The organism is Streptococcus jiangnanensis (genome assembly GCF_040888325.1).
Lineage (GTDB): Bacteria > Bacillota > Bacilli > Lactobacillales > Streptococcaceae > Streptococcus > Streptococcus jiangnanensis.
This window is the reverse complement of record NZ_JBFNFF010000004.1, coordinates 14,013-33,979: the sequence shown is the minus strand read 5'-3', so window position 1 is coordinate 33,979 and position 19,967 is coordinate 14,013. Positions and strand designations below refer to the sequence as shown.

The 19,967-nt window shown below is 41.7% G+C and carries 20 protein-coding genes; 5 read left to right on the top strand and 15 right to left on the bottom strand.

The window, feature by feature from the left end; all coding sequences use genetic code 11:
- The 3 genes from AB2B49_RS06480 to AB2B49_RS06470 are packed head-to-tail and all read right to left on the bottom strand — an operon-like array spanning position 1 to position 2,703.
- Positions 1-1,305 carry a hypothetical protein gene (locus AB2B49_RS06480; protein WP_320692011.1) on the bottom strand — a complete coding sequence of 435 codons (1,305 nt, stop codon included), beginning with the start codon at positions 1,303-1,305 and terminating at the stop codon, positions 1-3.
- Positions 1,306-1,354: 49 nt separating this feature from the next.
- On the bottom strand, positions 1,355-1,930 hold the full coding sequence (gene rnmV / locus AB2B49_RS06475) for a ribonuclease M5 (RefSeq protein ID WP_071851898.1): 576 nt from the start codon (positions 1,928-1,930) through the stop codon (positions 1,355-1,357).
- Positions 1,927-2,703 (bottom strand): TatD family hydrolase, encoded by a 777-nt coding sequence (locus tag AB2B49_RS06470; protein WP_000575610.1) that lies wholly within the window; start codon positions 2,701-2,703, stop codon positions 1,927-1,929. Before AB2B49_RS06470 ends, rnmV begins: the two co-directional genes overlap by 4 nt.
- A 151-nt stretch (positions 2,704-2,854) precedes the next feature.
- Between AB2B49_RS06470 and AB2B49_RS06465 the strand changes: the two genes are divergently transcribed.
- Positions 2,855-4,699, top strand: coding sequence for an APC family permease (locus AB2B49_RS06465; protein WP_071851912.1), 1,845 nt, complete (start codon positions 2,855-2,857; stop codon positions 4,697-4,699).
- Between the two features lie 181 nt (positions 4,700-4,880).
- Here AB2B49_RS06465 and rpmH read toward each other — a convergent pair whose 3' ends face one another.
- The 3 genes from rpmH to AB2B49_RS06450 form a co-directional block, all read right to left on the bottom strand.
- On the bottom strand, positions 4,881-5,015 hold the full coding sequence (gene rpmH / locus AB2B49_RS06460) for a 50S ribosomal protein L34 (RefSeq protein ID WP_000831905.1): 135 nt from the start codon (positions 5,013-5,015) through the stop codon (positions 4,881-4,883).
- 144 nt (positions 5,016-5,159) lie between these two features.
- A complete protein-coding gene (locus tag AB2B49_RS06455; protein WP_000666454.1) occupies positions 5,160-6,374 on the bottom strand; it encodes a pyridoxal phosphate-dependent aminotransferase in 1,215 nt (404 codons plus the stop codon).
- Positions 6,375-6,518: 144 nt separating this feature from the next.
- Positions 6,519-6,818 carry a hypothetical protein gene (locus AB2B49_RS06450; RefSeq protein ID WP_049505199.1) on the bottom strand — a complete coding sequence of 100 codons (300 nt, stop codon included), beginning with the start codon at positions 6,816-6,818 and terminating at the stop codon, positions 6,519-6,521.
- A 167-nt stretch (positions 6,819-6,985) separates the two neighbouring features.
- Here AB2B49_RS06450 and AB2B49_RS06445 point away from each other — a divergent pair, with 167 nt between their 5' ends.
- A complete protein-coding gene (locus AB2B49_RS06445) occupies positions 6,986-7,438 on the top strand; it encodes a universal stress protein (RefSeq protein ID WP_000079162.1) in 453 nt (150 codons plus the stop codon).
- A gap of 36 nt (positions 7,439-7,474) precedes the next feature.
- Here AB2B49_RS06445 and AB2B49_RS06440 read toward each other — a convergent pair whose 3' ends face one another.
- Positions 7,475-8,860 (bottom strand): Cof-type HAD-IIB family hydrolase, encoded by a 1,386-nt coding sequence (locus AB2B49_RS06440; protein WP_049505200.1) that lies wholly within the window; start codon positions 8,858-8,860, stop codon positions 7,475-7,477.
- Between the two features lie 65 nt (positions 8,861-8,925).
- Between AB2B49_RS06440 and AB2B49_RS06435 the strand changes: the two genes are divergently transcribed.
- Positions 8,926-9,888: an asparaginase gene (locus AB2B49_RS06435; RefSeq protein WP_049505201.1), complete on the top strand. Its 963-nt coding sequence runs from the start codon at positions 8,926-8,928 to the stop codon at positions 9,886-9,888.
- Between the two features lie 53 nt (positions 9,889-9,941).
- Here AB2B49_RS06435 and ccpA read toward each other — a convergent pair whose 3' ends face one another.
- Positions 9,942-10,952, bottom strand: a complete 1,011-nt coding sequence (ccpA, locus tag AB2B49_RS06430) for a catabolite control protein A (RefSeq protein WP_044020171.1) — start codon at positions 10,950-10,952, stop codon at positions 9,942-9,944.
- A 204-nt stretch (positions 10,953-11,156) separates the two neighbouring features.
- Here ccpA and AB2B49_RS06425 point away from each other — a divergent pair, with 204 nt between their 5' ends.
- Positions 11,157-11,474, top strand: a complete 318-nt coding sequence (locus AB2B49_RS06425; RefSeq protein WP_049505202.1) for a DUF960 domain-containing protein — start codon at positions 11,157-11,159, stop codon at positions 11,472-11,474.
- 50 nt (positions 11,475-11,524) lie between these two features.
- Here AB2B49_RS06425 and AB2B49_RS06420 read toward each other — a convergent pair whose 3' ends face one another.
- From AB2B49_RS06420 to AB2B49_RS06390, 7 genes are all read right to left on the bottom strand, one after another.
- The gene (locus AB2B49_RS06420; protein WP_049505203.1) at positions 11,525-12,808 is read right to left on the bottom strand and encodes a hypothetical protein; all 1,284 of its coding nucleotides are present in this window, start codon (positions 12,806-12,808) and stop codon (positions 11,525-11,527) included.
- Positions 12,801-13,622 carry a 2-amino-4-hydroxy-6-hydroxymethyldihydropteridine diphosphokinase gene (folK, locus tag AB2B49_RS06415; protein ID WP_049505204.1) on the bottom strand — a complete coding sequence of 274 codons (822 nt, stop codon included), beginning with the start codon at positions 13,620-13,622 and terminating at the stop codon, positions 12,801-12,803. Before folK ends, AB2B49_RS06420 begins: the two co-directional genes overlap by 8 nt.
- Positions 13,623-13,664: 42 nt before the next feature.
- On the bottom strand, positions 13,665-14,219 hold the full coding sequence (gene folE / locus AB2B49_RS06410) for a GTP cyclohydrolase I FolE (RefSeq protein ID WP_000380931.1): 555 nt from the start codon (positions 14,217-14,219) through the stop codon (positions 13,665-13,667).
- Entirely contained in the window at positions 14,200-15,522 is a 1,323-nt protein-coding gene (locus AB2B49_RS06405; RefSeq protein WP_076984810.1) for a bifunctional folylpolyglutamate synthase/dihydrofolate synthase, read from the bottom strand. Before AB2B49_RS06405 ends, folE begins: the two co-directional genes overlap by 20 nt.
- 1 nt (position 15,523) lies before the next feature.
- Positions 15,524-16,468 carry a dihydropteroate synthase gene (gene folP / locus AB2B49_RS06400; RefSeq protein WP_254734002.1) on the bottom strand — a complete coding sequence of 315 codons (945 nt, stop codon included), beginning with the start codon at positions 16,466-16,468 and terminating at the stop codon, positions 15,524-15,526.
- Between the two features lie 109 nt (positions 16,469-16,577).
- Positions 16,578-17,279 (bottom strand): CPBP family intramembrane glutamic endopeptidase, encoded by a 702-nt coding sequence (locus tag AB2B49_RS06395; protein WP_076984812.1) that lies wholly within the window; start codon positions 17,277-17,279, stop codon positions 16,578-16,580.
- Positions 17,280-17,332: 53 nt separating this feature from the next.
- The gene (locus tag AB2B49_RS06390; RefSeq protein WP_049520591.1) at positions 17,333-18,751 is read right to left on the bottom strand and encodes an NCS2 family permease; all 1,419 of its coding nucleotides are present in this window, start codon (positions 18,749-18,751) and stop codon (positions 17,333-17,335) included.
- 187 nt (positions 18,752-18,938) lie between these two features.
- On the opposite strand from AB2B49_RS06390, the gene AB2B49_RS06385 reads away from it, so the two are divergent.
- Complete coding sequence (locus tag AB2B49_RS06385; protein WP_320692010.1) at positions 18,939-19,751, top strand: Cof-type HAD-IIB family hydrolase; 813 nt, start codon at positions 18,939-18,941, stop codon at positions 19,749-19,751.
- Positions 19,752-19,967 lie beyond the last annotated feature (216 nt).

The window sequence follows — 19,967 nt, the reverse complement described above, 5'->3', positions numbered from 1 at the left end:
CTACTCTTTTTCCACATTACTATTAAAACCAGTAAAATAAAAATTATACTTTCCTGCCTTATCTATATTCTTTTTCTTTAAAAATCTAGTAAAGCTATCATTTTCAAAAACTATTGTATTATAAACATTTTCATTCTTTATACAAAATATATAATATTTGAAATTATTAGACTTTTGTATTTTCTCTGAAAATAGACTATTCCAACCAGAGAATAAACTTCCAGCAATATAGCTGGATTTGTTTTCCTCCGTTATATAATTTTTACTGATACTTATTTTTTTGTTATTTCTTTTTTCATCAACTCCTATGCCGTACGATACCAACCCATTAATAATATCCTTATAAATTTCTTCCCTATTTTCTGACTTAGAATCAATTTCAAAAAACTTGTTTCCTAAAATATAGTTATCAGCTATAATCCCTTCTCGGGCATCAAATACAGTTCCATATTCTGAAACAGATGTAGAATAAAATTGCTCAGCAAAATCATCCTCATTAGAGTCTTTAAATGTTCCTATAATCGTATTACTATCACTTAGTAATTCTTTCACTTTTTGTTCAGATAACTCACCAGTACTGATACTACAGTTGATAAATTCACATGCTTCAAATGAATTTGAAGCAAAAAAATCAGCAGAAAAAGTACACTCTACAAAGCTTTTGTCTTTAAACTTTACTTTTTCAATCTCATATCCAGTAACACCAAATTCAACATAACTGAAATATTTAACTTCCTTGGAACCAAATATTTCTTCCTTTTTCAAAGATATTATTTCTCTCATAACTGGTTTCAGTGCTGTGCTCAAATTATATTTCCAGTTCTCCGCCAACTCATTCCCAGGATTCTCTATTCCTTTTGGATATTTTATTGAACAAATTGTAGACAATACTTGAACAAAGTCAAGAGAAATATCTAATTTTAATATCTCATTCCATTCCTTTAATAATTTATTATACGTATCAATGATATATTCAATTTTTCCCGCCTTATAAAAGGGTAACTCTTTGGTCTTACTAATATCTGCAACAAGTTCTGTAAGTTGCTTATCATAATACTTCACAGTGTCTCTAACATTATCAGACACAGTATTTTTCTTATTTTCTTTACTTTGTTCAATAGCTTGATTCCAAGTAACTAATGTCGGCAACGCAATAACTATGCCCGCTAATACTTCTCCTTGGGATAAACTATTAAGAATTAAATTCTTACAATCAAAAAGATTATTCATATATAAAATAATACCAACAATCACAACTCCGACTGCAGCAAAACTCAACAATAATTTACCATCCTTATTTTTCATACAGCCTCCTATTAACTTAAATACACTACCTTCATTTTAACATAATTCTCTACACTTTAGAGTCTTTCTCATAACTTTCCATAACCTCTTCCACTTCTGCCAAAGTTACTCCAAACAACTCCAACCGCTTGAGCAGCTGTTTCCCATTGGAATAACCGATGCGGAGCTGTTCGCCTAGATACTCTCGGCGCCTACGGCTGTCTGCTCCCGCTAGGAAACCTAGGCGAATCAAGTCACCACGACTGATGTCAAACTCGTTCTCGTTTTCAAATTGCTCTGTCACATAAGCCAGCGCTGTTTTTAGATCTTCATAGCTGGCGTGTTCAATTCCCAGAGAACGCCCCTTGGACTTGGATTTGGGAACAGCCTCATCTCGCTTGAGAAAGGCATGCTGCACTGTTGGAATGTCCGTCATAATCATGCGTCGAATGCGTTCCCCATTAAAATCTGGATCTGTAAAGACAATGACTCCATGCAATTCATGCAGGCGCTGAATCCGCTCTATATCCTGGTCATTTATTGCGGAACCTCGTGTTTCATAGGTCTCTACATCAAAGTAACGTTTGAGATTGGCTGTATCATCCCGTCCTTCGACCACGATGACTTGGGAAATTTTCTCTTTCATGATTGTTTTTCCAATCCAAAAATACGCTCGGCATTGGCACTTGTCACAGCAGCTAATTCTTCTGTCGTCATCCCACGCAAGTCGGCGATAAAGTCCACCACATAGCGAGTATAGGCTGTTTTGTTTTCACGGCCACGTTTAGGAACAGGAGCTAGGTAAGGGGCATCTGTCTCAACGAGGATTTTATCCAAAGGAAGTTCCCTAGCAGCCTCTTGAATATCCGTCGCTTTCTTAAAGGTCACTACACCTGAGAAAGAAATAATCATGCCAAGCTCGACAAACTTCTCAGCCCACTCCAAAGAGCCTGAAAATGAATGCATAATTCCACCACGAGGACCAACGCCCTCGCTCTTGATAATCTCATAAGTATCTTCTAGCGCATCACGAGTGTGGACCACAAAGGGCAAATTCAAGTCCTTAGACAGCTGAATCTGACGACGAAAAACCTGCTCCTGTACTTCCTTAGGTGCTGTCATCCAGTGATAGTCCAGACCAATCTCCCCCAAGGCAACAACCTTGGGATGTTTTAGCTTTTCAAGCAAGTAAGCTTCGACCTCATCTGTGTAAGTCCCTGCTTCCGTCGGATGCCAGCCAATAGTTGCGTAGAGTTGCTCATACTCATCTGCCAACTCTAGGGCTCGCTCAATGGTTGGCTTATCAAAACCAACAATATTCATCTGTGTCACACCCATCTCAGCAGCCAAGGCGATTTCTTCTGCCTCACGTCCTGCAAATTCTTCTACATTTAAATGTGTGTGCGTATCAAAAATCATCTCTTCTAACCTCATTTTCTTCCATCTATTATACCAAAAATAGCATCCCCCGGCTTGTAAAAATATTCTAATACCGATCATTCTCCCTTGACTGCCTTTTTTCAAAGCAGTATAATAACACTTATTGAAATTTTCATCAAAGGAAAAGAAAATGTTTAGAAAATTAAAATATACCTTTATCGGTCGACCACTCAAGTCTCTCACAGATGGTGAAGGGGGATTACTTGGAAAAATGCAGGCACTTGCAATGTTATCCAGTGATGCCCTGTCTTCTATTGCCTATGGACCTGAACAAGTCATTCTCGTTTTAGTCAGTCTCTCTCCTCTCGCTATTTGGTGGAGCCTCCCTATCGGTATTTTTGTTCTCTTACTCCTCGCTAGTTTGACCATTTCCTATCGTCAAATCATCCACGCCTATCCTCAAGGTGGTGGGGCTTATATGGTCACTCGGGAAAATCTCTCCTCTGAACTAGGCTTGATTGCAGGGGGCAGCCTCCTTGTTGACTATATGCTGACAGTAGCCGTATCCGTTGCTTCTGGAGCTGATGCTATTACTGCAGCCATCCCTGCCCTCCATCCCTATAATCTTCATATCTCTATTTTCCTAGTCTGCCTGCTCATGCTCTTGAATTTAAGAGGATTGAAAGAATCTGCCAGCTCTCTGATGATTCCCGTCTACCTCTTTATCTTCAGTACCGTCTTTCTCTTGCTTTATGGGTTCTTTCAACTATTTACAGGTTCCCTAAACTATCAGGCGACTTCAACCATTGGGCAAACCGTTCCGAGCCTTTCCATCGTTCTCCTATTGAGAGCCTTTACCAGTGGCTCTGCCTCTCTGACAGGGGTTGAGGCTATTTCAAATGCGGTACCATTTTTCAAAACTCCGAAAGAAAAGAATGCTGCTCAGACCTTGACCATCATGTCCTTGATTTTAGGTTTTCTTTTTGCAGGCATCACCTTCCTAAACTACTGGATGGGCATCACACCTCAAAATGGAGAAACCATCCTCTCGCAAATGGCCAAGGGCATTCTTGGTGATTCATTCTTTGGTCATGCTAGCTACTATCTCTTCCAGTTCTCAACAGCCTTGATTCTAGCTGTAGCTGCAAATACTGGCTTTTCAGCCTTCCCTATGTTGGCCTACAATATGGCTAAAAACAAGTACATGCCCCATCTCTTTATGGAAAAAGGGGATCGCCTTGGCTACTCCAACGGTATCTTAACTCTGGCTTTTGGAGCTATGATCCTTCTTCTCATTTTTAACGGGAATACTGAACGCTTGATTCCTCTTTATACTATCGGGGTCTTCGTTCCCTTTGCCCTTTCTCAGACTGGGATGATTCGTCATTGGAAAAAGGAAAAAGAAGCAAATTTCTTAAAACCTGCCTTTGCTAATATCCTTGGGGCCATCATTTGTTATGCTATTGTCCTCATTTTACTCCTCTTCAGACTGGGTGATATCTGGCCATTCTTCCCAATTATCCTAGTTCTAACTTTCCTCTTTTTGTCCATTCACAGCCATTACCAAAAAGTGGCAAAACAACTACGACTCTACGAAGGAATTGAAAAGCGCACTTACGACGGCAATCTTGTCCTTGTCCTAGTAGGAAATGTTACTCGAGTAAGTGTTGGAGCCATTAACTACGCTCAAAGTATCGGTGACGAAGTGTTGGCCATGCACATTTCTACTAAAGAAACGGCCGAAAAAGACCAAGAAATTCTTCAGGAATTTGCCGATTACTTCCCAAATATCACTCTGAAGAATATCAATACTAGCTACCGCGACATCATCACCCCTAGCGTTAAGTATGTCAAACGAATCGCCCAAGAAGCTAAGCAAAAAAACTACACTGTTACAGTCCTTGTCCCACAGTTTATCCCTAACAAGCCTTGGCAAAATATCCTGCACAATCAAATGAGCCTCAAACTAAAATACGCTCTCAGATGGCATGAAGACGTCGTTATCGCTAGCTACTCTTATCACTTAAAAGAATAAACAAAAACTCAAAATCAGTAACTTATATCTGGTTTTGAGTTTTTTGTATGTGACCTTTTAAACGAGCCCTCCATGAATTTCATCTGAAATGACCGATTTCAAGGACAATGCACCCTTTAAGATAAAAAGAAAAGTCAGTAGACTCGAGTTCCTACTGACTTCTTTGTTGAATTCGTTTGGATTATGCAGCCAAAACTTTGCGTCCTTTACGACGACGAGCTGCCAATACGCGACGACCGTTTTTAGTTGACATACGGTTACGGAATCCGTGTTTGCGCGCACGACGAAGTTTACTTGGTTGATAAGTACGTTTCACGATGAATACCTCCTCATAGATTTTGTATTCGTTTAGCCGGCTATAAAGTGATCAGTTACTAAACATACTTTACTATTCTATCTGATTCTGACCTATTTGTCAATAGCTCTAAGGAAATGTTTCCTGCTTTTCCCTATGAAAGCCTTATCTACGATACTGACTCAAGAAACGTGTCATCTTTTCTTGGATTTGCGCTAATTCGTCCACACGAGGAAGGTAAACGATACGGAAATGGTCTGGTTCCTTCCAGTTAAAACCACGACCATGAACCAAGAGAACCTTTTCCTGCTTCAAGAAATCAAGAACGAACTGTTCATCATCATCAATGCGGTACATATTACGGTCAATTTTAGGGAAGATATAAAGACCCGCCTTAGGCTTGACTGCAGATAAACCTGGAATATCTTGAATGGCATTATAGATAAAGTTTCTTTGCTCGTAAATCCGTCCACCAGGGAGGAGCAATTCATCCACTGACTGGTGCCCACCTAGTGATGTTTGTACGACTTGCTGGGCCAAAACGTTGGAGCAAAGGCGCATATTTGACAGCATATTGAGCCCTTCGATATAACCCTTGACATGGTGCTTAGGACCAGACAAGACCATCCAGCCTACACGAAAACCAGCGATACGGTGAGATTTTGACAGACCATTCATGCTGACACAGAAAACATCAGGTGCCAAGCTCGCCACAGGCGTATGCACATGCCCATCCATCACCATGCGGTCATAAATCTCATCCGCAAAGATAATCAAATCGTTTTGACGAGCAATCTCAATAATCTCCAACAAGAGTTCCTTAGGATAAAGGGCTCCAGTTGGGTTGTTCGGATTGATAAGGACGATTGCCTTGGTATTGGAAGTAATTTTTGACTTAATATCGTCAATATCTGGGTACCATTCTGCAGCCTCATCACAGATATAGTGAACGGCATTTCCCCCAGCTAGGCTGACCGCGGCTGTCCAGAGAGGATAGTCTGGCATAGGCACCAAGACCTCATCGCCATTATCCAAAAGCCCTTGCATGGACATAACAATCAGCTCACTGACACCATTTCCAAGGTAGATATCATCAATGTCCACATTAGGGAATTTCTTCAGTTGGCAATACTGCATGATAGCCTTACGCGCTGAAAAAATACCCTTGGAATCAGAGTACCCTTCACTATCACGCGCATTCATAATCAAGTCATGAATGACCTCATCTGGCGCTGTAAAGCCAAATTCTGCTGGATTTCCTGTATTCAGACGTAAAATCTTTTCTCCGTTTGCTCGCATCCGCATAGCTTCTTCCAAAACAGGGCCACGGATATCATAAGCAACATGCTCTAACTTACTAGACTTATTATATTCTTTCATCTTGTTTCCTCAATTCATCGAGATAGTAACATTATACCACTAGAAAGGGATTGCGACAAGTTTCCTGAAATGAGCAAGCAAAGAAAAAAAATCACAACGACTAGGTTCTCACCGTCTAAACAACTAGAATACAGAAGTATTTTCTCACATACCAAAAGACAAACCTAGAAAGATCAGCGCTATAAAAGAGTCATACAAAAGATTAAACATGAGAAAGAGGCCCCACGTGACCAAATAGTCCAAGCGACCACTTCTCTTTGCAATCACAAATAAAATGATGTCGTAGACTAGGTGAAAGAGAAGAAATCCAATAAAACCTGGATAGAGAACGGACACGACTCTCTCCAGTTGCCAAAGCATCACTACTTCTCCTACAAGCGACGAAAGGATAATTCCATGATAAAGAAAACTTATTTTTTTAGAAGCTTGAACAGTTCCTTTCATACTTTCTCATCCCCTTTACTGTGTTTCCTACTAGCTCGTTTTCTTTTATTGTAACATATCTCCACCAAATCGAATCTCCGATAATATTTATTTAAATATGATTTTTACTTTACTTCTTTAGTGAAAAGGGTTACAATAACAGTAAGAAAATTTCAGGAGGTTTCATTATGGCACAACGTTACCAAAATGTTATGGTCGCAATTGATGGTTCTAAAGAAGCGGACTTGGCTTTCGTTAAAGGTGTTTACACTGCTCTACGCAACGAATCCAAGCTCACCATTGCCCATGTTATTGACACACGCGCTCTTCAAAGCGTGTCTACCTTTGATGCTGAAGTTTACGAAGAACTCCAAGTCGACGCTGAAAGTCTGATGAAGGAGTACGAAAAGCGCGCAAGAGATGCTGGCGTAACCGATATTCACATCGTCATCGAAATGGGAAATCCAAAAACCCTCCTTGCTCGTACTATTCCAGACGCAGAAAATGTTGACCTGATTCTCGTTGGTGCAACAGGGCTCAATGCCTTTGAACGCCTCTTGGTTGGCTCTTCATCTGAGTACATTCTCCGCCATGCAAAAGTCGATTTGCTGGTCGTGAGAGAAAGTGAAAAAACATTGTAATCATTAAAAAAGGGAGCCTCTGGCTCCTTTTTGTTTCTATTTTTTTCTTTCTTTATGTCGCTCATAAGCTTTAAACTGACGTTGTAGTTCCTGTCGGATGGCAGGTTCTGGAGCATATTTTTCTTCCCAGTCATCTGGCTTTAAAATCTTGTGTGTAACTGGGTCAAAATGAGCTTTTCCATCAGGGAAAACCTTCCCCATATTCGCTTCATGGACAATATCAAAAATGCGTTCTGGGTCTACTCCCATCAAAACAAAACTACCGTATGTAAAATACAGTGTGTCAATCAAAGCATCCACTTGACCGACCAAGTTTTGCTTAGCAGGTGTCTTTTTCGCCACTTTCTCTGCCGCTTTATCAAGTGCCTCATGCATGCTTGCAAGGGAGTCTTGGAATTCTTCCTCCGAAGAACTTGCTGCGCGAACAAACTCTACTAATTCTTCAATTTTAAAGTCTGCGCGGTGGGTTGCACCTTCAACATCCCATGCCTGTGGCTCTTCTTGAGTTCGTTCATCCATCATGTGGTGGAAGGTCTTGACCTTATTAAAGTGGTAGTCTCGACTGACAAACACTTTTTCTGAAGCCAAAACACCAAAGTGCTCGAGCGCCTTGTGGATACCATCTTGTTGATTACTTGCCGTAATATGCTTGGCAACTTCTTTGACACTGCTACTGCCATTTCCCATAGCAACCGACATACCAACGCCCGCCAACATTTCCAGATCGTTGTCTGAATCACCAAAGGCCATGACTTGGTTGAGATCAAAACCATATTCTTTCCCGACTCGGCGAATGCCTTCTAGTTTGGAATTTCCTTGGTTAATGATATCTGCTGCAAAAGGATTGCTTCGAGTTAATTTCAAGTCGTCAAAATCACTTGCTACCTTCTCAGATTCTTCTGGCGTCATCAGCATCAAAACTTGATAAATGGGTTGATTAATCAAGTTAAGCAAGTCGTCTTCCTTTTGAGGAACTGCCTTGCTGACCATCCGATTAAAAGAGCGACTAACAGTTCTTGTCAGCACAGTCGGAATAAAACGACTAACCAGTTGAGAAAAGGACCCGAGACCAAATGACATAATTTTCGAACCAACAACGGCATGCTCGGTTCCAAGAGCGATTTCTTTACGCTCCTTTTTAGCGTAAGCAATCAGTTGACGCAGGCTTGACTTAGCAATCGGACTCGCAAAGAGCACCTTTTCTTTATTAAAAATGTATTGGCCATTGTAGGTCACCGCAAAGTCTAGGTCTAAGTCTTCCATCAATTCCTTGACAAAAAACGGCCCTCGTCCTGTCGCTACTCCAACAAGCACTCCTTGCTCTTTGACAATCTTAATCGCGTCCTTAGTGGATTTCAAAACACTCTTGCGATCGTTGACTAGCGTTCCATCGATATCAAAAAAAACAGCCTTGACTTCCATCCTGTCCCATTCTCCCCTTTTGTGTTACAATGATTATACCACATTTCAGAAAGAGTGACTAAATCATGCCTAAGAAAATCCTTGTTTTACATACAGGTGGGACTATTTCCATGCAAGCAGACGCCACTGGTGCCGTTGTAACTAGTCAGGACAATCCCATGAACCATGTGTCCAATCCTCTTGAAGGGATTGAGGTTCATGCCCTAGACTTTTTTAATCTTCCAAGCCCTCATATCAAACCCAAGCATATGCTTGCACTCTATCATAAGATTAAAGAGGAAGCTGATAACTACGATGGAGTTGTCATCACACATGGTACAGATACCTTAGAAGAAACAGCTTACTTCCTTGATACCATGAAAATCCCGCCCATCCCCATCGTTCTAACAGGGGCCATGCGTAGTTCAAACGAACTTGGTAGCGATGGTGTTTATAACTATCTGAGCGCTTTGCGAGTTGCCAGCGATGACAAAGCAGCCGACAAGGGTGTGCTGGTCGTCATGAACGACGAGATCCACGCAGCCAAGTATGTTACCAAAACTCATACGACCAATGTCAGCACCTTTCAAACCCCAACACATGGACCACTTGGCCTCATCATGAAGCAAGAAATCCTCTACTTCAAAACGGCTGAACCTCGTGTCCGGTTTGATCTTGAGCATATTCAAGGTCTGGTTCCCATCATCTCAGCCTATGTAGGTATGACAGACGAGCTAATTGATATGTTAGACTTGGAACAGCTGGATGGCTTAGTCATTCAGGCCTTTGGAGCAGGCAATATTCCCAAAGAAACAGCTCAAAAGCTGGAAAATCTCCTCCAAAAAGGGATTCCAGTCGCCTTGGTCTCACGATGCTTTAATGGCATTGCTGAACCTGTCTACGCCTACCAAGGTGGAGGGGTACAGTTGCAACAAGCTGGTGTTTTCTTTGTCAAAGAACTCAACGCTCAAAAAGCGCGCCTCAAATTATTAATTGCCCTTAATGCTGGACTAAAAGGACAGGCTTTGAAAGACTATATGGAAGGATAAACCTCTTCTCTAGAACGCAAAATCAGGAAATCTTCGCGATTCCCTGATTTTTTCTATTTACGTTTTCGTGTAGAGCGACGTTCTGTCAAACCATGAGGCAAGAGAACTTCACGTTCTTCCAACTCTTCCTTATGCATAATCTTAGTCAACATACGCATGCTGATAGCACCTAGATCATAAAGAGGTTGGGCAACTGTCGTCAAGTTTGGACGAGTGAATCGTGCAATCTGAGAGTCATCTGTCGTAATGATTTCAAACTCTTCCGGCACAGATACGCCATGGTCAGCCAAACCATTCAACACACCTGCTGCCAATTCATCACCTGTTACAACTGCGGCTGTAGCTTGTGATGAAATCAAGCGTTCTGCCAAGGCATAACCATCGTCATAGCTGTATTTTGATTCAAAGACCAATCCCTCGCTATAAGAATGTCCTGCTTTTTTCAAGGCTTCCTTGTAACCGATCAAACGAACCTTGCCATTGATATCATCGACGAGTGGTCCACTCACAAAAGCAATTTTCTCATTTTCTTTGAGAAGGTAACTCACAGCATCAATCGTTGCTTGTTTGTAGTCGATATTGACACTTGGAAGTTGGTGTTCGACATCCACAGTACCAGCAAGAACAACCGGTGTCCGTGAACGAGAAAACTCTGAACGAATCTTTTCAGTCAAGTGATAGCCCATAAAGATAATCCCATCGACTTGTTTTGAAAAGAGAGTGTTAACCACTGAAACTTCCTTTTCATCATCCTCATCACTATTTGCAAGGACAATGTTATACTTGTACATTTCAGCAATGTCGTCAATCCCCTTAGCAAGCGTTGAGAAATAACCATTGGTAATGTTAGGAATCACAACTCCGACTGTCGTTGTTTTCTTACTAGCCAAACCACGAGCGACCGCATTTGGACGATAGTCCAAGCGTTCAATCACTTCGAGGACTTTTTTTCGAGTGTTCTCTTTAACATTCTTGTTGCCATTAACGACACGGCTAACTGTTGCCATTGAAACTCCTGCTTCACGGGCAACGTCATAAATCGTTACTGTATCATCTGTGTTCATTCCGTTTCCTTTCTATATTGAAAATTTCGCTTTCACGCATCTGCTTACTCCATTTTATCACTTATTGTAAACACTTTCAAGTATTTTTTAGAGAAACTTTGAAAAAATTTCACAGTTTATTCCCATTTTGAAAAAACAAGCAGAATTCCTTGATTTTTCAGCTTTTTTACTGTATGATAAGAAAAATAAAAGGAGGAAGGAAACATGGCTTTTACAAATACACAGAGACGTTCCGCCAGTTTTGGTGTTGTGACCAGTCTACCCGACGATGTTATCGACTCTTTATGGTTCATTATCGATCATTTTTTGAAAAATGTCTTTGAATTAGAAGAAGAACTTGAGTTTCAACTGCTCAACAATACGGGGACCATTACCTTCCATTTCTCTAGTCAAAACCTTCCGACTAGCATCGATTTTGATTTCAATCATCCTTTCGATCCCCTTTACCCTCCTAGGGTCCTTGTTTTAGACATGAATGGTAAAGAAACTATCCTCCTTCCTGAAGAAAATGACCTATTTTAAAAACTCTAGCTTCTTGGCGTAAACTGCTGAGGAACTAGAGTTTTCTTTTTCTAATAAATGGAGCGACTAACAACTAGACCATTGGGTTTTGTGTACTCTAAATCAAGGTAATCCTGATAAGTCCCTGGCACAATGAAACCTTGAGGACTCAATATATCAGTTCCAGCTTTTCCCACGATAGAGTCTGCCAGCAAAACACAATTGGTACTGAGAACAAAGTAGGTCTTAAACTCAGATGAGCTGAATTTATAGAGGGTCGCATCTGCTTCCTCTTTTAGTTGGTAAGAGTAGGTGTGCTTTACCTCTCCCTCTCTTCTTTTCATCAACTGCGAGCTTGGTTCCCAAGGAATTAACAGGTCTTCTATCTCCGATAAACGAGCTTGGATAGCTGTTTTCTGTTGGTCCGTCAAACTCAGACCGTAAGCAAACAAGGTCTTCTGACTTTCCCTCTTGCAGAGTTCAATGTATTTTTCCCGATTGGCCTTAAACAGAACACCGTCTCCGACCATGCCAAATAAACGCTCCGAGTGGGGATCATAGGAACCATAGGAAATAACTATCCCTTGATAACAAATATCCACATGTCCCATAGCAAGGAAGAAAGAGGTTTCTGAGGTATGGACAAAAATTTCCAGATCAACTGTTTGATCGTTTTTTCTTTCTGAATGAACTTCTCCTTCTTGACTTTCATGATTTGCCAGCCACTCATTTAGTTTGCGCAAGGTGCTGATAGGGATCAGCGCTGTCACAAAGATTGGCAGAGTCATTCGCATTCGTCGTTTCAGCTTGGGATTGTTTTCTATCCTTTCAAAAAAGAAACCGTCCCGGAGGCTACTGGCTCCTAGCATGAGCAAGTAAAATCCAAGCAAGAACAATTCAAAATTCGCTGCATCGTGAAACGGAGAGATGCTATAAAGACCGAATCCTATCATCCATACAGCATCGAAGAGATGATGGAGCCGAGGATGAATAGCATTTTTTCGATAGAGAGACCATGTCACAAGACTAATGATGCCCGTAAACAGCTGATAGCTCGCAATGATAAAGACCAAGAGATAGAGGGCAAGGTCTTGCAAGATGATAGAGTCAAACACCAGAGCCGCAACCACCAGCTTGCCCAAGGTTACAAAGATATTTTCCCGACGTTTTTTATCTTGAAACCAGCGAGTCAACAAGTGCCAAACTGCTGACAAGGAAAAGTAGCCCATCAGCAACTGGTACCCCATTCGCGGAATAACTTGTCCAAATCGGATCAAGAGAAGCCCTAAAACAATAGCAAGTAGTCCCTCCCCGATACTCTTCCACTTGCTATAGGTCTCGGAAAGCTTAGGCATTTCCTTGCTCCAACTGGTCAACCAAGTAACGAATTGGTTGCTTTAGGATTGGATGAATAAAATGGGGAGCTATTTCCACTAACGGCTCAAGAACAAAGAGGCGTTCTGCTATATAAGGATGAGGCAAGATGAGCTCGTCTGTATAGATGACTTGGTCCTCCACAAAGAGCAAGTCCAAATCAATCAAGCGAGGCCCCCAATGCACTTCTCTCACCCGTCCCATTTCTGACTCAATGGCTAATAATGTTTGTAACAAGACTGGTGCTGGTAGCCAGGTTTCTACTTCAATCACCTGATTGGCAAAGCTATCTTGTTCCACACCACCCCAAGGCTCTGTCGCCAAGACACTGGACTCTTTGAGAATATGGATACCTCGAGCTCGCAGTTTGTCAATAGCTTGTTCCAAGTTTGCTTGCTTATCCCCCATATTGCTTCCCAGAGCGATAAAGGCCCGTTGTTTGCGACGGCGAATGGTCACCGAGCAGGTATCCAATGGTAAATGCACTGGAGCCCATGGTTTTTTTAGTTTCAACTCAATCTCTTGGACAAGAGGATAAGTCTCAAAGGTACGTTCAACTAGTTTGTAGGCTACCGTTTCAATCAAATCCTCAGTGCTTTCCTGAAACCAAGTCGTCCACTGCTGACACAATTCTCCGTAATGGACAGAAGCTGTCAAATCCAATTCTGTTGCCGCCTGGGTCATATCATAAGATAAGCTTGCGGAAATAACAAACTTCTGCCCCAATTCCTTCTCACTAGGGAAAAGACCATGATAGGCAAAAATTTCCAAATCTTTAATCTGCAGTTGATCCATAACTTGTCCTTTCTAGAAAAATCCGCCCAAAGCGGATTCTTTTTATAGTCCCATTAAACGATAAGCCTGATCTCTTAGGTCCTTATCTGTTTCAAATAGACCACGAGCTACTGTCGTCAAGGTTGCCGTTCCTGGCTTTCTGACACCACGCATGCTCATACACATATGTTCCGCCTCAATGACAACAAAGGCTCCCTTGGCCCCCAGATAGTCCATCAAGGCATCGGCCACTTCAATATTCAACCGTTCTTGAATCTGTGGTTTTTTAGAATAAACTTCAACCGTACGAGCTAGCTTGGACAAGCCTGCTACACGTCCATCTGGAATGTAGGCAATGTGCGCTCTCCCATAAAATGGCAAGAAGTGGTGCTCACACATAGTATGGAAAAAAATATCCTTTTCCACTACCATATTGTCATCAATAATCTCAAAGGATTTTGACAGGTGTTCCTCAGCAGTTTGGCCAAGACCTGAAAAAATCTCTTGGTACATACGGGCTACGCGAGCAGGTGTTTCCTGCAAGCCCTCGCGGTTAGCATCCTCACCGACAGCCTCGATAATCATTTTTACAGCCGTTTCAATCTTTTGTGTATCCATTCTCGTTCTTCCTCTCCATCAGATAGGCTCTCACTTGGCTCAAGAAATACAAGGAACCTGTGACAATCCTAACTGTTTGTTTCTCTTCATTTTTATTTGTCAATTTCTGCTCTAGAAAATCCTGCCAACTTTGGTAATTGAGATTTCTAGACTTGGCTGTCCCTTTCAACACGCTTTCATCCGTCGCCCGACTATCATCAAAATAAGTCAGAGTCAGCTGGCTATCCGGCACCGTTTCTAGCAAATCCAGCATATCCTTCAAAGCCTTGGTTTTAATACACGTAAAGAGGATTTCCTTATGATAATCCGCAAAGCGTTCTTGCAAGGTTGCTAATAAAGCCTTGATAGCATGAGGATTGTGGGCCCCATCCAAAAGCAACAAGGGGTCGCTAGACACGACCTCCAAACGCCCTGGCCATCTGGTCTCTTTCAAAGCTTGAGCAATTAAGTCATTACTTGCTAACTCTCGCCCAGTCTCCTGGCAATAAGTGTCTAGGAGGGCAAGCGCCATCCCCGCATTCTCTATCTGATGCAAGCCAAGCAGACCTGTTTGAAAACGACCTTGTCTGACAGAACTGGTATAATCAAAGATTTCGCCTGTCACCACACTCTTTTGGTAACTGACCTGATAATCTTTCCCATATCGTATTCTCGGTGCTTCTTTCCCTTCCGCAATGCGGTCAATAACAGCCAAGGCTTCTGAAGCAATGCGACCTGTCACCAAAGGAATGCCTTGTTTGATAATACCAGCCTTCTGTTCTGCTATGGCCTCTATAGTATCACCAAGTAGAGCTACATGGTCCAAGCCAATAGTCGTAATTCCTGTCAGGACGGGCTGACAGACATTGGTGCTATCCAGAAGTCCACCCATGCCGACTTCCATGATGGCCACATCAACTTTTTCAGCAGCAAAATAATCATAGGCTAGGGCAGTGATAATCTCAAACTCGGTCGTTCCTTGTAAAACAGCGCTCTTCTCCCCCTCAAGCAAAGACTCATAGTCTGCCATGAGAGCTTCTAGTCTAGCCTCGGGGATAGATTCCCCATTGATGCTAATCTGATCTGTATAATGAATGAGATAGGGCGAGCTGAACACCCCTACTCTCAGGCCTAGCTTTTCCAGCATCTCTTTCAAAAAAGCAATGGTCGAACCTTTACCATTTGTTCCGCCGATATGGATAACCTTGAGTTTGAGATGGGGATTGCCACGTAAAGCTAGGAGTTCTACCATTCGCTCCAAACCAAAATGTGGTTGGTCCGTCCGATAGTGGGCAATCCACTGATTGTTTTGAATTTCGTTCATCTTACTTATATTGTTTTAAATCTAGATTTTCTGCATCATCTGCCAAACGAATAGCGGAGGCAATTTCAACTGCCATCCTGTGACTGGCTACATCGTGCACGCGTACCACTTCCACACCCTGTCTCGCAGCGATACTGGTTACATGAGCCGAAGCTGTGTCTCGATTGCGGAAACCAAGTTCGGTCTCAGGATTAACTTCAAAGCCATTTTCCTCCAGGATATTAATGACAAACCGCTTACGCGAAACTCCAAGAAAGATTGGATAGCCTTTCTGATGCAGTTTATCCAGATCACGTAGAAGGAGTAGATTTTCTTTCTTAGTCAGACCAAAGCCAATTCCTGGATCCAGCAGGATATTTTCTCTTGCTATCCCAGCTTCCTCTGCTCTCGCTAGAGCTCGTTCAAAGAAAGTCTTCATCAAGTCTTCGATTGGCACTTTTTCAAAGCCAGCTAACTCTTCTTCTGTAAAAGCTTGTCCAAAACCAAAATGAGGAAATATGAGCGAACTAGGATGCTGAGGACGAGCCATGACTGGATTAAACATGATAACCACTTCCGCTCCAGCCTTAGCAACCACATCCGCCATTCTCTCATCTCCCATGAGACCAGTGATATCATTGACCAGATTGGCACCAGCAGCCAAAGCAGCCTCTGCCACCTGACTTTTCCAAGTATCGATGGAAATGAGGACATCACTTTCCTCACGGATAGCTTTAATCACTGGAACAACACGCTGGATTTCCTCTTCTATCTCAACATAGCTACTGCCCGGTCGAGTCGATTCTCCACCGATATCTAGCATGCTCGCTCCTTCAGCTATCAATTTACGAGCTTGCTGGAGCGCCTGATCAAGAGCAAGAAACTGCCCACCATCCGAAAAGGAATCTGGGGTTACATTGATAATTCCGCAAATGGCTGTTTTTGCCTGACTAGCTTTATTGGACATAGGGTCACTCCTCAAGGTTTTTCACCACATTATTTCTCTATTTTACCATAAAAAGAAAAAGATGGATACGCAAGCATTCATCTTTTCCAAGTAGGCCAATGGTCTAGAATTATAGGCCCAGATTTCTACTAATCAATACTAATATAGCTATCAAACAAAAGGCTACACCATTGAGAATCATATGAAGCAAAATGGACATCTCCAAACGTTCTGTCTTATAGGCTGTCCAAGTTAGAACTGTTGACATCCCTCCATAAATAAGTACAGAAGGTAGATTGGTTGGAGTATGGAGTAAGGCAAAGACGATTGCACCAACAACAAAGCCAAGTTTTTCCTTACCTCGGAAGATTTTTTTAGGAATAATCCCACGACACAAAATTTCCTCACAAATCGGCGCAATCAAGACTAGTATGAAAAAAGTGGCAATCAAGGAACTATTTTCAACCAGACCGTTAATAGTTGATTGATTGCTAGTTGTCGTCTCATTCGTCATGCGAAGCAAAGCTGCACCAAACAAATTGTTAGCAAAAATCACTAGGTAACTCAACACCAAACGAGCCAAGTCTTTGGCCTTAAAAAAGGACAGATTAAAAGTAGCAAGTTGTGTTTTTCTAGCACCTAAAATAAAGACAGCCAAAATAACAATGGATAGGGCACCGACTAAGAGCCCTGACTGTAAAAGAGGAAATTGTTTAGAAGCTAGCCAAAAAGATAGCCCTAAAGGAACTTGCGCTAGAATTAAAGCCACTAAAAGGATGAGGACCCACATTCCTCTGTTCAAAATCTCTTGCCAAATTGTCTTATCTTTCATGATGTACCTCCTTATAAGAAAAAGGGGAGACTCCCCTTTTTCTATTATACCATTTATAGCGCCATACTGATATAGTTAAGGATAAACAAGGCATCCAAAATCCAAATCATTACGTGCACATCCTTGGCTTGACCTTTGACAACTTTTGTCAAGGTGTATGTCAAGAAACCAACAGCAATCCCTTGTGTGATAGAGTAGCTGAATCCCATAAAGATAGATGTGAAGAAAGCAGGAACCGCTTCAGCCATATCATCCCAAGGGATATTTTTCAAGTTAGAAAGCATCATGATTCCGACGATGATCAAAATTGGTGCTGTTGCAGCTGTCGGAACAATCGCTAGAAGTGGGCTAAAGAAGCTAGATAGAGCAAAACAGATTGCAACCACTAGGGCTGTCAACCCAGTACGTCCACCAGCGCCAATACCCGCCGCAGACTCAACATAGGTTGTAACGTTTGAAGTACCTGCAATGGCACCTACTGAAGTTGCCACCAAGTCAGAGTAAAGAGCCTTGTCCAATTTAGCGGACTCATGGTTTTCCCCACTTGTCGCAACGATACCAACTTTTTCACCAGTACCGATAAGAGTACCGATTGTATCAAAAATATCTGTTAGTGAGAAGGCAAGAATAGCCATCAAGGTTTCTGGTAAACGTGAAGTGTTTGAAATCAAAGATCCTAAACCTTCTGAACCAAGAGCGGCACCAAACAAAGTTCCTAAATCATTAACCGCTGATGAAAGATTGTTGCTAGCAAAGTCAATCCCTGATAATTTGACAACACCAACAGCAATGGCAAGGACAGTCGTTGTTAAAATAGAGAGAATGATTCCGCCTTTGATGCCTTTAACAACAAAGAAGATGGTAATAGCCAGACCTGCAAGAGCCACCAATACTGCTGGAGTATTGAAGTCTACCAATCCTGGAACAGCTGCTGAGTTTGCAGTAAGTGCAGCTTGAGCCTTGTCCGCTCCTTCACCTGCTACCGTATAAGTACCTGGATCGATTGAGAATTTCAAGAGACCAGCATTCTTAATTCCAACATAGGCAAGGAAAACACCAATACCAGCCGAAATAGCTGAACGAAGTGTTGTAGGAATAGACTCAATGATCATTTTACGAACATTTGTTAAGGTAATAATCAGTGAAATAATTCCACAAATGAAGACCATACCAAGAGCTTCTTTCCAAGTATAGCCCATCCCAAATACAACTGTAAATGTGAAGAAGGCATTTAGTCCCATACCTGGTGCTTGTGCGTATGGCAAATTAGCATAGAAAGCCATCATCAAGGTACCGACTACAGAACCGATAATCGTTGCCAAGAACACACCTTGAACAGGCATACCCGTTTGGGAAAGCATTTGAGGGTTTACAAAGAGAATATAACTCATTGCAAAGAATGTTGTTAAACCAGCAAGCACCTCTGTACGGACATCTGTCCCGTGCTCTTTTAGTTTAAATAGTTTGTCCATTTTTAATCTCCTTTTGTTTTTTACGAACAATATTAGTATTATATCATTTATCATTCACCTTTTCAATATATTTGTTTGATTTATTTAACAAATCAAAGCAACTGTAGTTTTTGTTCTTATCTGCTTTTCTTCCTTCTTTTTGATATAATAGAAGACATCTTATCTGGAAACGACTAGGAAGGTTTATATGACTAAAAAAATTATCGCAGTCGATTTGGACGGAACCCTGCTGAATAGTGAAAGCAAGCTCTCCGATTTCACCAAAGAGACGATCAAAAAAATTTCAGAAAAAGGGCACCATGTCATCATCACGACAGGCCGTCCGTATCGTATGGCAAAAGACTTCTATCGTGAGCTAGAATTGCATACTCCCATGATTAACTTTAATGGTTCCCTTACCCATCTACCAGGACAGGCTTGGGAGCATGAAAAGTGCTTGACCTTGGACAAAAAATACCTCCTAGACATGGTCAAGCGCACGGAGGACATCCAGGCTGATTTTATTGCAGGAGAATATCGAAAAAAATTCTATATCACGACTCCGAATGAGGAAATTGCAGACCCTAAACTATTTGGCGTAGAGAACTTCCGGCCGGAAAATCAATTCAAGCCCGAACGAGTAACCAAAGATCCCAACTGCATCCTCTTGCAAACAAGGGCTGAAGACAAATACGCTCTAGCGGACGAGATGAATCGTTTTTATCAACACCAACTATCCATCAATACCTGGGGAGGCCCCCTCAACATCCTCGAGTGTACTCCCAAGGGGGTAAACAAGGCCTTTGCTCTAGAGTACTTGCTCAATGTGATGAATCGTGATAAAAAAGACTTAATCGCCTTTGGTGATGAGCAAAACGATAGAGAAATGCTGGCTTTCGCAGGCAAGGGATATGCCATGAAAAATGCCAATCCGGACTTGCTTCCCTATGCAGATGAGCAACTCCCACTAACCAATGAAGAAGATGGCGTTGCCCACGCCTTACAAGATTTATTCCTATAAAAAGGAAAGGTTGCTGTTCTGCAACCTTTCCTTTTGTTTTCATTCAGTTTTCATAACTAAGGTTTATTTTCAGTATTTTTATATTAAATTTTCTAGCTTTATTTTCATACATTTTTTAAAAAGCTTATTATATTAACATTTTGTAGAGGTGTTTTTATTGAAAACTTTCCTGTTTTTAGAAAAAGTAGTTGATTTTTATATGAAAACGGTTTATAC

Bases quoted from the DNA above. Each gene is read 5' to 3' on its own strand.
- AB2B49_RS06450 (WP_049505199.1), bottom strand. From the start codon at position 6,818: ATGAAAGGAACTGTTCAAGCTTCTAAAAAAATAAGTTTTCTTTATCAT.
- AB2B49_RS06420 (WP_049505203.1), bottom strand. From the start codon at position 12,808: ATGCCTAAGCTTTCCGAGACCTATAGCAAGTGGAAGAGTATCGGGGAG.
- AB2B49_RS06405 (WP_076984810.1), bottom strand. From the start codon at position 15,522: ATGAACGAAATTCAAAACAATCAGTGGATTGCCCACTATCGGACGGAC.
- AB2B49_RS06480 (WP_320692011.1), bottom strand. From the start codon at position 1,305: ATGAAAAATAAGGATGGTAAATTATTGTTGAGTTTTGCTGCAGTCGGA.
- AB2B49_RS06445 (WP_000079162.1), top strand. From the start codon at position 6,986: ATGGCACAACGTTACCAAAATGTTATGGTCGCAATTGATGGTTCTAAA.
- folK (WP_049505204.1), bottom strand. From the start codon at position 13,622: ATGGATCAACTGCAGATTAAAGATTTGGAAATTTTTGCCTATCATGGT.
- AB2B49_RS06470 (WP_000575610.1), bottom strand. From the start codon at position 2,703: ATGATTTTTGATACGCACACACATTTAAATGTAGAAGAATTTGCAGGA.
- AB2B49_RS06395 (WP_076984812.1), bottom strand. From the start codon at position 17,279: ATGAAAGATAAGACAATTTGGCAAGAGATTTTGAACAGAGGAATGTGG.
- AB2B49_RS06425 (WP_049505202.1), top strand. From the start codon at position 11,157: ATGGCTTTTACAAATACACAGAGACGTTCCGCCAGTTTTGGTGTTGTG.
- ccpA (WP_044020171.1), bottom strand. From the start codon at position 10,952: ATGAACACAGATGATACAGTAACGATTTATGACGTTGCCCGTGAAGCA.
- AB2B49_RS06435 (WP_049505201.1), top strand. From the start codon at position 8,926: ATGCCTAAGAAAATCCTTGTTTTACATACAGGTGGGACTATTTCCATG.
- AB2B49_RS06465 (WP_071851912.1), top strand. From the start codon at position 2,855: ATGTTTAGAAAATTAAAATATACCTTTATCGGTCGACCACTCAAGTCT.
- folP (WP_254734002.1), bottom strand. From the start codon at position 16,468: ATGTCCAATAAAGCTAGTCAGGCAAAAACAGCCATTTGCGGAATTATC.
- AB2B49_RS06390 (WP_049520591.1), bottom strand. From the start codon at position 18,751: ATGGACAAACTATTTAAACTAAAAGAGCACGGGACAGATGTCCGTACA.
- AB2B49_RS06440 (WP_049505200.1), bottom strand. From the start codon at position 8,860: ATGGAAGTCAAGGCTGTTTTTTTTGATATCGATGGAACGCTAGTCAAC.
- folE (WP_000380931.1), bottom strand. From the start codon at position 14,219: ATGGATACACAAAAGATTGAAACGGCTGTAAAAATGATTATCGAGGCT.
- AB2B49_RS06385 (WP_320692010.1), top strand. From the start codon at position 18,939: ATGACTAAAAAAATTATCGCAGTCGATTTGGACGGAACCCTGCTGAAT.
- rnmV (WP_071851898.1), bottom strand. From the start codon at position 1,930: ATGAAAGAGAAAATTTCCCAAGTCATCGTGGTCGAAGGACGGGATGAT.
- AB2B49_RS06455 (WP_000666454.1), bottom strand. From the start codon at position 6,374: ATGAAAGAATATAATAAGTCTAGTAAGTTAGAGCATGTTGCTTATGAT.